The following is a 10,648-nucleotide window of genomic DNA, read 5'->3' on the forward strand; positions in this document are numbered from 1 at the left end:
TCAGCGAGGAGACCAAGGGGGCGTCCACCGGGGCCGCGAAGGGCATCTGGCAGTCCATCCTCTACTCGGCCATCGGCGGCTACATCCTGCTGCTGTGCGTGGTCTTCGCGGTGCCGAACGGTGCCGACGGCAACCCCGACAACGCGCTGGGTGCGGGCGGCGTGGCGCCGATCTTCAACGCGGCCCTCGGCGCCAACTGGGCGGGCACGGTGCTGTTCATCTCGTCGGCCGGCCAGCTCTTCTGCGCGGTCTCCTGCATGACCTCGGCCTCCCGCATGACCTACGCGTTCAGCCGGGACGGCGCCGTCCCCGGATCCAGGCACTGGTCGCAGCTGTCCAGCGCCCGGGTGCCGGCTCGCGCCGTGATGCTGGTGGCAGTGTTCAGCGCCCTGGTCACCCTGCCGGCGCTGGTCGAGGTCAACATCGGCACCGAGGAGGCGCCGATCATCTCGCCGATCGCGTTCTTCGCGGTCACGTCGATCGCGGTGATCGGGCTCTACCTCTCCTTCGCGATCCCGATCTTCCTGCGGTGGCGTCACGGCGACAGGTTCGAGGTCGGCTCCTGGAACAACGGCGCGAAGTACAAGTGGCTCAACCCCATCGCCGTCGTGGAGATCGTCGTCGTCTCGCTGTTCCTCATGATGCCCAGCTACCGCGGCGGGATGCCGTTCGACGACCTCTTCGAGTGGAAGTTCGTCAACTACGCCCCGATCGTGACCCTGGGAGCCCTGCTCCTGCTCACCATCTGGTGGGAGGTCTCGGCCAAGAAGTGGTTCAAGGGTCCGATCCGCAACGTCGACACCGCTGACGTCCCCTGAGCTCGGCTCCATGAACGCTGCCCGCGCCACTGACCACCTCGGCGATGTCGTCCTCCGACAGGTTCGTGGGCATCACGCGTTCGAGGGGTGTGTCGAGCAGCTGGCGACGACGATCCGGTTGGGTGTCTACCCCTACGGCTCGCCGTTGCCGACCGAGCGCGACCTCGCGGAGCGGCTGGGGGTCTCCCGCGCCACCTTGCGCGAGGCGATCGCGGGACTACGACAGGCGGGCATGGTGAGCACCACGAGGGGCAGGGGCGGCGGGACCGTGGTCTCCTACCGTCCCGAGGCCCCCGCCAGCAGTGCGTGGCCGGGGGTCGCCGACCGCAAGGAGGAGTTGCTGGACTCGTTGACCTTCCGACGCATCGTCGAGCCCGGGGCGTGCTACGTCGCGGCGAACCGAGCCCTGTCCGCCTCGGAGCGGATGCTGCTGACGACGTCCCTCGCGGCGGTCGACGACGCGGCGGACTCGGCGGCACACCGGCAGGCTGACTCGCGCCTGCACCTGGCGATCGCCAGTGTCGCGGCGTCTCCGATGACGATCGCGTCCGTGACCGAGGTGCAGGCCTGCCTGCACGACATGCTCCAGGCGATTCCCGTGCTCGAGGTCAACATCGAGCACTCGACTCGTCAGCACCAGGCCATCGTCACGGCGATCCTGGCCGGCGAAGCGACGAGGGCGCGGCGCGCCATGGAGCACCATTGCGACGACACGGCTGCGCTGCTGCGCGGTCTGCTCGGATAAGGGGAGACATGACGCACAACGACCGGTACCTCAGCGTGGAGGACCTGACGGCTCGCATCGAGTCGGGAGCGATCGACACCGTGGTGGTGGCCTTCACCGACATGCAGGGTCGACTGCAGGGCAAGCGGCTGCACGGGCACTACTTCGTCGACGAGGTCCTGGCGCACGGCACCGAGGGCTGCAACTACCTGCTCGGTGTCGACGTCGAGATGAACACGGTCGGCGGCTATGCGATCACGTCCTGGGAGCGCGGCTACGGCGACATGGAGTTCGTGCTCGACCTCGACACCCTTCGACTGCTGACCCACCTGCCTGCGACCGCGATGGTCCAGTGCGACCTGACGTGGCCCGACCACCGGCCGGTGGCCCAGTCGCCCAGGAGCATCCTGAAGGCGCAGCAGCAGCGCGCCGCCGACCTGGGGTTCGTCGCCGTGGCGGGCACCGAGCTCGAGTTCATCGTCTTCGACGACACCTACGAGGCCGCCCACGATGCCAACTATCGAGGGCTGACACCCGCCAACCAGTACAACGTCGACTACTCCATCCTCGGCACGACGAGGATCGAGCCGTTGCTCCGCGACATCCGCAACACGATGTACGCCGCGGGCGTGAACGTCGAGGGAGCCAAGGGCGAGTGCAACCTGGGCCAGCACGAGATCGGCTTCCTGTACGACGACGTGCTCGTGTCCGCGGACAACCATGCCGTCTACAAGACGGTCGCCAAGGAGATCGCCGCCCAGCACGGGAAGTCGCTCACGTTCATGGCCAAGTTCAACGAGCGCGAGGGCAGCTCCTGCCACATCCACCTGTCCCTGCGTGGCTCCGGCGGCGACATCGTCTTCTGGGAGAACGACGCCCGGTCCGCGCTCTACGACAGCTTCGTTGCCGGCGTGCTCGCCACCATGGCGGACTTCACGCTGCTGTATGCGCCCAACATCAACTCCTACAAGCGATTCGCCGCGGGATCCTTCGCCCCGACCGCCATCGCGTGGGGTGAGGACAACCGCACCTGCGCCGTGCGGCTGGTCGGCCGCGGAGCGGGGGCACGGATGGAGAACCGGGTGCCGGGAGGCGACGTGAACCCCTACCTCGCGATCGCCGCGATGATGGCCGGCGGGCTGCACGGCATCGAGCAGCGACTGGAGCTCGAGCCCCCGCTGGAGGGCAACGCCTACGCCTCGGACCGTCCCCGCGTGCCGGGCACGCTGCGGGACGCGCGAGACGCGTTCCACGGCTCGGCGATCGCCCGGGCCGCCCTTGGCGACGAGGTCGTGGACCACTACACCAACATGGCCGACGTCGAGCTCGCCGCCTTCGGTGCCACGGTGACCGACTGGGAGCTGCGTCGCAGCTTCGAGCGGATGTGACATGACGACATTCACGGTGGTCAACCCTGCGACCGGTCGGCCCGTCACCGAGGTGGCCCTGGCCACCGTCGAGGAGACCGACGCGCTCATCGAGCGTGCGTCCGCGGCCTTCCCTGCCTGGCGTGACGTCGCACCCGGCGAGCGCGCGCGCCTGCTGCGCGCGTTCGCAGCGGTCGTGGACGCCCACATCGACGAGCTGGCGGACCTCGAGGTGCGCAACTCCGGGCACACGCTCGGCAACGCGCGCTGGGAGGCCGGCAACGTCCGCGACGTCCTCAACTACTACTCGGCCGCGCCCGAGCGACTCTTCGGCCGACAGATCCCGGTGGCCGGTGGTGTCGACCTCACGCTCCACGAGCCGCTGGGCGTGGTCGGGGTGATCGTGCCGTGGAACTTCCCGATGCCGATCGCCGGCTGGGGCTTCGGCCCGGCTCTCGCGGCGGGGAACACGGTGGTGCTCAAGCCGGCCGAGCTGACGCCGCTCACCGCCATCCGGCTGGCCGAGCTGGCCCTCGAAGCAGGCCTGCCGCAAGGCGTGTTCACGGTGATCCCGGGCAAGGGTTCGGTCGTGGGCGAGCGCTTCGTCTCGCACCCGCTGGTGCGCAAGGTCTGCTTCACCGGCTCCACCGATGTCGGCAAGCAGATCATGCGCGGCTGCGCCGACCAGGTGAAGCGGGTGACCCTCGAGCTCGGTGGCAAGAGCGCGAACATCATCTTCGGCGACGCGGACATCGCGAAGGCGGCCGCGTCCGCGCCGTACGCCGTGTTCGACAACGCGGGCCAGGACTGCTGCGCGCGCTCGCGGATCCTGGTCCAGCGCTCGGCCTACGAGGAGTTCCTGGGCCGGCTGGAGACGGCCGTCACGGCGCTGAGGGTGATGGACCCGGCCGATCCGGACAGCGAGATGGGCCCGCTCGTCTCTGCGAAGCAGAAGGAGTCGGTCCGCGGCTACCTCGACGCCGTCACGCCCGCCTTTGCCGGCACGGTCCCCGAGTCCGACGGATTCTGGGTGCCGCCGACGGTGGTGCTCGCCGATGACCCGTCGATGCCGATCTGGCGCGAGGAGGTGTTCGGCCCGGTCGTCGCGGTGATGGCGTTCGACGACGAGGAGGAGGCCGTCCGGCTCGCGAACGACACCGAGTACGGTCTGTCCGGCTCGATCTTCACCCGTGACGTCGGCCGGGCGCTGCGCGTCGCCCGGGCGGTGGAGGCCGGCAACCTCAGCGTGAACTCACACGCGTCGGTGCGCTACTGGACGCCGTTCGGTGGCTACAAGCAGTCCGGCCTCGGCCGGGAGCTCGGTCCGGACGCGCCGAACGCGTTCACCGAGGAGAAGAACCTCTTCATCGCCCAGGACTGAGCACAGGACCAGAAAGGGACAACCATGGCCGGACGCCTCGAGGGCAAGGTCGCTGTCATCACCGGAGGGTGCTCCGGCATCGGCCTCGCCACCGTGCGCAGGTTCCTCGACGAGGGGGCCAAGGTGGTCATCGGCGACGTCGACGACGCCCGCGGTGCCGCGCTGACGGACGAGCTCGCGATCACCTACGTGCATGTCGACGTCACGAGCAAGGACGAGGTCGACGCGCTCTTCAAGACCGCCAAGGACACCTACGGTTCGGTCGACATCGCCTTCAACAACGCCGGCATCTCGCCGCCCGAGGACGACTCGATCCTGGACACCGACCTGGAGGCATGGCGCAGGGTGCAGGACGTCAACCTGACCAGCGTCTATCTCTGCTGCAAGGCCGCGCTGCCCTACATGCTCGAGCAGGGCAAGGGATCGATCATCAACACCGCGTCGTTCGTGGCGGTGATGGGTGCGGCGACCTCCCAGATCTCCTACTCCGCGTCCAAGGGCGGGGTGCTGTCGATGAGCCGCGAGCTCGGGGTGCAGTTCGCCCGCGAGGGAGTGCGGGTCAACGCCTTGTGCCCGGGACCGGTGAACACGCCGCTGCTGCAGGAGCTCTTCGCCACCGACGAGGAGCGCGCGGCCCGCCGGTTGGTGCACGTGCCGATGGGCAGGTTCGGCGAGCCCGAGGAGATGGCCAACGCCGTGCTCTTCCTGGCCTCCGACGAGTCGTCCTTCATGACCGCCTCGACCTTCCTCGTCGACGGCGGCATCTCCGGTGCCTACGTGACGCCCCTGTGAGCAGGCCGCTCATCGGACTCAGCACCTACCGGGAGCAGGCCCGCTGGGGCGCCTGGGACCAGCCCGCCGACCTGCTGCCGACGGTCTACGCCGTCGCGATCGAGGCGGCCGGCGGGGTGCCCGTGCTGCTGCCCCCGTCGGCGCCGTACGCCGAAGCGGCCGGTGCGGTCATCGCCCGGCTCGACGGCCTGGTGATCAGCGGTGGGGCGGACCTGTCTCCGGAGCAGTACGGCGAGCAGCCGCACGAGCGCACCACCGCGTGGCGCGATGACCGCGACGCGTGGGAGCTCGCGCTCCTCGATGCCGCTGACGCAGCAGACCTGCCCGTGCTGGGGGTGTGCCGCGGCATGCAGGTGATGGCCGTCCACGCGGGCGGCGCCCTCGACCAGCACGTCCCGGACCTGGTCGGGCACGAGCGACACAGCCCGGGACTCGACGCCTTCGGTGAGACCGCCGTGTCGCTGGCCGCTCAGAGCCGTCTCGCCTCCCTGCTGGGCACCACGCTCACCGTGCACTGCCATCACCACCAGGCCGTTCGCGCGCACCCCGGCTTCATCGCCGCGGCCTGGGCCGACGACGGGCTCCTCGAGGCCATGGAGGCACCCGGCGACCGGCTGTGCCTCGCCGTGCAGTGGCACCCCGAGGTGGCCGCCGATGCCGGCCTGTTCCGGGCGCTCGTCGAAGCCGCCTCGGCGCACGCGCCCACCTGACCGCCGTCAGGCGATCGTCATCCCGCCGTCGACGGGCAGCGTCTGGCCGGTGATGTAGCCGGCGGCGGGGGAGGCGAGGAAGACCACCGTCGCGGCGAGCTCGGCGGGGTCACCCTTGCGGCGGGCGGGCACGCGCATCATCGCGCGGTCGAGGTAGCCGTCGGGGTAGGTGTCGGTCATCTCGGAGGCGAAGAAGCCCGGCGCGATCGAGTTCACCCGGATGCCCTTGCGCTCCATCCACTGCTGCGCCAGGTCGCGCGTCAGACCGTTGAGGCCGGCCTTGGAGGCGCTGTACGCCGCCTGCGGCAGCCCACCAGTGGTGATGGCGAGCACCGACGAGATGTTGATGATCGAGGATCCGGGCTGCATGACCCGGCCGCACGCCTGCGCCATCCAGTAGCAGCCGTTGAGGTTGACGTCGATGACCGAGCGGAACTGCTCGGGCGTCTCCTGGGTCGCGGGGACGGCCGTGCCGACGCCGGCGTTGTTGACGAGCACGTCGACGCGACCGAACTCCGCCATCGCGGCGTCCACCAGGGCCTGGCACTGTGCCGGGTCGGCCACGTCGGTCGCGACCGTGAGGGCACGGCGACCCGTGGCCTCGACCAGCGTGGCGGTGTCGGCGAGCCTCTCGACGCGACGGGCGCCGAGCACGACGTCGGCGCCGGCCTCGGCCAGGGCCTGGGCGAAGGCGACGCCGATGCCGCTGGACGCGCCGGTGACGATCGCGACCTTGCCGTCGAGGCGGAACATGTCAGGAGTGGTCATGCGTGGACCCTATGTGGGAGCTCGTCTCGGACAGGACCGGGTCCGCGGCACGCCTGGGCAGGTCGCGCACCGAGCGCGAGGTGAGGACGAGCAGGCAGATGGCGGCGTACGCGACGCCCGAGATCACCAGGACGCGCGAGTTGCCGAAGGCGGCGCCGAGCGGTCCCCACGCGAGCTGGCCGATGGGCATGGCGACGAAGGAGCCGAGGGCGTCGTAGGAGTAGGCGCGCGAGAGCATGCGCTCGTCGATGTTCTCCTGCATGGCGAGGTTCCAGCCCATCGAGAAGACCTCGAGGCCGGCGCCGGCGACGAAGGCAGCCGCGACGAGCGCGAGGAGGTGCGGGTCGACACCGAGCACGACCATGGGCACGGACGCGAAGGCGACCGCGATCATCCCCCAGAAGAGTGGCCGCTTGAGCGGCACCCGCAACAGCACCACGGCCATCGCGAGCAGGCCGAGCGCCTCCGCGGAGAGGACGTAGCCCCAGCACTGGCGGCCGATCGTGTCCTCCGCGACGACGGGTCCGAGCACGAGGAGCGCGCCGTTGTGGATCATGTTCAAGAACCCGAAGCCCAGCACCACGGCCCACAGCCACGTGGTCCCGATGAAGAAGCTCCAGCCCTCGCGCAGCTCGGCGACGGTGCTCTTGTGCCCCTCGCTCTTGTCCGCGCGCGGGATCTTCACCGGGATGAGCAGCAGCGCGGCGATCAGCCACGTCGCCGCGTCGATGGCGAGCGCCCAGCCGGCCCCGACGGTGACGACGAGAAGCGCGCCGAGCGTCGGGCCGAGGACGGTGAGGCCGTTGCGGGTCAGTGACATCAGCGCGTTGGCCGGCTGCAGCTGGGCGCGGGCGACGAGCTGGGGGAGCACGCTGGCCATGGCGGGCATCGAGATCGCTGAGACGGCACCGTGGGCGACCGACAGCGCGATCAGCATCCACAGCTCGGCGCTGCCGGTGATGACCAGGAAGGCGATCAGGCCCTGCGTGATCGCGGACGCGACGTTGGAGATCTGGATGACGATCTCGCGCGGGAAGCGGTCGGAGATCACGCCGCCCCACAGCAGCAGCACGATCATCGGGATCGTGTGCGCGGCCAGCACCTGCCCGAGGGCGGCGGCGGAGTCGGTGATGTCGAGTACGGCGAAGGTCAGCGCGATGCTGGCCATCATGTTGCCGAGGGTGTTGACGAAGCGGGAGGCGAAGTACCACGCGAAGTTGCGCTCGCGCAGGGGCTTGGCCGCGTCGGCCCAGGTCATGCGGGTGCTCATGCGGGATCCTCCATCACGAACGCCTGCGACGAGGCACTGACGTGGATCGTGCCGTCGGTCCGGGGCGGTCGGGCTTCCTCGTGCAGCAGCACCATTGCGTCGGTGATCGAGTCCATGGCTCGCTGCCAGGTCTCCGGACTCACCCAGGCCTCGATGTCGGCGGAGCTGCCCCGTCCCTTGATCCGATGGGCCAGCCGCCGGACGATCTCGGCGTTGGTGGCGAGCTGCCAGGCGACGAGGTCCTCGGGCTTTCCCGGAGTGGCCGGGCGCTCGGGGTCGCCGCCCACGACGTAGCGGTAGCGCTTCGCCGTACCGCCGCGGATCTTCTCCTCGCTCTCCACGACGAGCTCGCCGGCGTCACGGAGCACGCGGAGGTGGTACGACGCGTTGGCATGCGTGAGGTCCAGCTCGCGGGCGACCTCGGCCGCGCTCATCGGCTGGGCGGTCAGCATGGACAGGATGCGCAGTCGCACCGGGTGCGCCACCGAGCGCAGAGCGGACAGGCCCTCGTCCATGACACCCTCCAAGAGTCGTTGGGGAGTCAGGATGCGACAGCCCCCGCGAACTGTCAAGGAGTTGTTGGAGGGTCGACCCGAGTTCGTCCCCGAGCCGACCCTGAAGCACCCCCGAACCGGGATGGGAAACGCCTCCCGGCGTGGTTGAGTGGGTGTCATCGGACCCCGTCGCCTACCTGGAGGTCACCATGAGCCAGCAGTTCCCCACCGATCCCACCGACCCGTACACCGCCGAGCAGTCGCAGCCCGCAGCCCCGGCCACCCCGCAGGGGTACGCCGTGCAGCAGCAGCCACTCTCGCCGACCCAGGAGCGGACGATGGGCGCGGTCGCCCACGGCGCCCCGCTGGTCGCGATGGTGCTCTCTGCGGGCCTCCTGGGTTTCGTCGGCTCCCTCGTCGTCTACCTGATGTACAAGGACCGCGGACCCTTCGTCCGCGCGCATGCGGCCAACTCGCTCAACGTCCAGATCACCACCGGCATCATCCTGCTGGTCTCGCTGCCGCTGATGCTCGTGCTGGTGGGCTTCTTGACCTTCGGCCTCGCATTCGTCTTTGCGTTCGTCGTGCACGTGCTGGGCGCGATCAAGGCCTACAACGGCGAGTGGTGGAACCCGCCGATGACGCCCAAGTTCGTCAAGTGACCTGATCCCTTCAAGCGCACGATGGCGACCCGGTCACAACCGGGTCGCCGTCGCGGCGTTGTCGGCGGTAAGATGGATGGCATGAGTACGCAGGTCCTGCTTCTTGGACAGCCGCGCTGACATCCCTGTCTCCACAGGAACGTCACGCGGCCACCCCTCCATGCGAGGGGTTTTTTCATGTCGAGACTCAGCCATTCTTCACAGGCGCAGGCACACACGAGGGACGAACACATCATGAGCGAGACGCACGAGGCACCCGAGAGCGACCAGGCTGCGACGTACGACGTCGAGGCCGTCCAGGCGAAGTGGCAGCCGGTCTGGGACAAGCTCGAGCCGTTCCGTGCCGACGACGAGGTCGTCCGTTCCGGCCAGCGCGAGAAGCGCTACGCGCTGACGATGTTCCCCTACCCCAGCGGTGACCTGCACATGGGTCATGCCGAGGTGACCGCGCTGCACGACGTGCTGGCGCGCTACTGGTGGCAGCAGGGCTACGAGGTCCTGAACCCGATGGGCTGGGACTCCTTCGGCCTGCCCGCCGAGAACGCCGCGATCAGGAACAACGCGCACCCGGCCGACTACACCTACAACAACATCGACACCCAGCTGGAGTCGTTCAAGAAGTACGCCGTCAGCTTCGACTGGTCGCGCCGGTTCAACACCTCCGACCCCGAGTACTACCGCTGGACCCAGTGGCTGTTCCTGCGCTTGTACGAGCAGGGGCTCGCCTACCGGAAGAAGTCGCCGGTCAACTGGTGTCCCAACGACCAGACGGTGCTGGCCAACGAGCAGGTCGTGGACGGCGCCTGTGAGCGCTGCGGCGCCGAGGTGACCAAGCGTGAGCTGACGCAGTGGTACTTCCGGACCACCGCCTACGCCCAGGAGCTGCTGGACTCCCTGGACGACCTGCAGGACACCTGGTCGGACAAGGTCGTCAACGCGCAGCGCAACTGGATCGGCCGCTCCGAGGGCGCGCACGTCGACTTCGTCGTCGCGGGTCGCGAGGAACCCGTCACCGTCTACACCACCCGCCCGGACACGATCTTCGGCACCACCTTCATGGTCGTGGCGGTCGACGCCGCGCTGGCGGCCGAGCTGGTGACCGACGAGCGCCGGGCGGAGTTCGAGGCCTACCGAGACGAGGTCCGCAAGGAGACCGAGATCGAGCGTCTGTCGAGCGACCGGGCCAAGACCGGCGTGGACCTGGGCGTCACCGCCACCAACCCGGTGACCGGGCAGCAGATGCCGGTATGGGCGACCGACTACGTCCTGGCCGACTACGGCACCGGAGCGGTCATGGGCGTGCCTGGCGGCGACCAGCGCGACTGGGAGTTCGCCACGGTGATGGGCTTGCCCATCATCCGCACCACCGAGCTGCCCGCCGACTTCGAGGGCGACGCCTACGCCGGTGAGGGACCGGCGATCAACTCGCCGGCAGCCGGCACCGATGCTCCGCTGGACATCAACGGGCTGTCGGTCGCCGAGGCCAAGTCGACGACCATCGAGTTCCTGGAACGGGAGGGTCTGGGCCGCGGCACCGTCAACTTCCGCCTGCGCGACTGGCTGCTGTCGCGCCAGCGCTACTGGGGTGCGCCGATCCCGATCATCCACTGCCCGGTCGACGGCGAGGTGCCGGTCCCCGACGACCAGCTGCCCGTCGAGCTG

The 10,648-nt window shown here is 69.4% G+C and carries 11 protein-coding genes; 8 read left to right on the top strand and 3 right to left on the bottom strand.

The genetic code is table 11. The features are described from left to right. The 6 genes from RMO85_RS05550 to RMO85_RS05575 form a co-directional block, all read left to right on the top strand. On the top strand, positions 1–818 hold an 818-nt coding region (locus tag RMO85_RS05550; RefSeq protein WP_310527157.1), incomplete at its 5' end, for an amino acid permease. A gap of 10 nt (positions 819–828) precedes the next feature. Continuing rightward, complete coding sequence (locus tag RMO85_RS05555) at positions 829–1,563, top strand: GntR family transcriptional regulator (RefSeq protein ID WP_310527161.1); 735 nt, start codon at positions 829–831, stop codon at positions 1,561–1,563. A gap of 8 nt (positions 1,564–1,571) precedes the next feature. Then, complete coding sequence (locus tag RMO85_RS05560) at positions 1,572–2,930, top strand: glutamine synthetase family protein (protein WP_310527163.1); 1,359 nt, start codon at positions 1,572–1,574, stop codon at positions 2,928–2,930. A gap of 1 nt (position 2,931) precedes the next feature. Further along, positions 2,932–4,290, top strand: a complete 1,359-nt coding sequence (locus RMO85_RS05565) for an aldehyde dehydrogenase family protein (RefSeq protein WP_310527165.1) — start codon at positions 2,932–2,934, stop codon at positions 4,288–4,290. 24 nt (positions 4,291–4,314) lie between these two features. Then, on the top strand, positions 4,315–5,082 hold the full coding sequence (locus tag RMO85_RS05570; RefSeq protein ID WP_310527167.1) for a 3-oxoacyl-ACP reductase: 768 nt from the start codon (positions 4,315–4,317) through the stop codon (positions 5,080–5,082). After that, positions 5,079–5,792, top strand: a complete 714-nt coding sequence (locus tag RMO85_RS05575) for a gamma-glutamyl-gamma-aminobutyrate hydrolase family protein (RefSeq protein ID WP_310527169.1) — start codon at positions 5,079–5,081, stop codon at positions 5,790–5,792. The genes RMO85_RS05570 and RMO85_RS05575 overlap by 4 nt, the downstream gene beginning before the upstream one ends. A gap of 6 nt (positions 5,793–5,798) precedes the next feature. Here the strand turns inward: RMO85_RS05575 and RMO85_RS05580 are convergent, their stop codons facing one another. From RMO85_RS05580 to RMO85_RS05590, 3 genes are read right to left on the bottom strand one after another with little or no spacing between them, the layout of a single operon-like run. Beyond that, entirely contained in the window at positions 5,799–6,560 is a 762-nt protein-coding gene (locus RMO85_RS05580; protein WP_310527175.1) for a 3-oxoacyl-ACP reductase family protein, read from the bottom strand. After that, a complete protein-coding gene (locus RMO85_RS05585; RefSeq protein WP_310527181.1) occupies positions 6,547–7,830 on the bottom strand; it encodes an MFS transporter in 1,284 nt (427 codons plus the stop codon). Before RMO85_RS05585 ends, RMO85_RS05580 begins: the two co-directional genes overlap by 14 nt. Beyond that, positions 7,827–8,345 carry a helix-turn-helix domain-containing protein gene (locus tag RMO85_RS05590; protein ID WP_310527185.1) on the bottom strand — a complete coding sequence of 173 codons (519 nt, stop codon included), beginning with the start codon at positions 8,343–8,345 and terminating at the stop codon, positions 7,827–7,829. Before RMO85_RS05590 ends, RMO85_RS05585 begins: the two co-directional genes overlap by 4 nt. A 152-nt stretch (positions 8,346–8,497) precedes the next feature. Between RMO85_RS05590 and RMO85_RS05595 the strand changes: the two genes are divergently transcribed. Together RMO85_RS05595 and leuS are read left to right on the top strand one after the other, a co-directional pair. Beyond that, on the top strand, positions 8,498–8,986 hold the full coding sequence (locus tag RMO85_RS05595; RefSeq protein ID WP_310527187.1) for a DUF4870 domain-containing protein: 489 nt from the start codon (positions 8,498–8,500) through the stop codon (positions 8,984–8,986). Positions 8,987–9,220: 234 nt separating this feature from the next. After that, positions 9,221–10,648, top strand: a 1,428-nt coding sequence (leuS, locus tag RMO85_RS05600; protein ID WP_310527191.1) for a leucine--tRNA ligase, incomplete at its 3' end; no start/stop codon positions are given.

The sequence above is a fragment of the Nocardioides sp. genome, from assembly GCF_031422975.1.
Classification (GTDB): Bacteria; Actinomycetota; Actinomycetes; order Propionibacteriales; family Nocardioidaceae; genus Nocardioides.

Coding starts and splice junctions, on each gene's coding strand:
- RMO85_RS05580 (WP_310527175.1), bottom strand. CDS start 6,560: ATGACCACTCCTGACATGTTCCGCCTCGACGGCAAGGTCGCGATCGTC.
- RMO85_RS05585 (WP_310527181.1), bottom strand. CDS start 7,830: ATGAGCACCCGCATGACCTGGGCCGACGCGGCCAAGCCCCTGCGCGAG.
- RMO85_RS05565 (WP_310527165.1), top strand. CDS start 2,932: ATGACGACATTCACGGTGGTCAACCCTGCGACCGGTCGGCCCGTCACC.
- RMO85_RS05560 (WP_310527163.1), top strand. CDS start 1,572: ATGACGCACAACGACCGGTACCTCAGCGTGGAGGACCTGACGGCTCGC.
- RMO85_RS05570 (WP_310527167.1), top strand. CDS start 4,315: ATGGCCGGACGCCTCGAGGGCAAGGTCGCTGTCATCACCGGAGGGTGC.
- RMO85_RS05555 (WP_310527161.1), top strand. CDS start 829: ATGAACGCTGCCCGCGCCACTGACCACCTCGGCGATGTCGTCCTCCGA.
- RMO85_RS05590 (WP_310527185.1), bottom strand. CDS start 8,345: ATGGACGAGGGCCTGTCCGCTCTGCGCTCGGTGGCGCACCCGGTGCGA.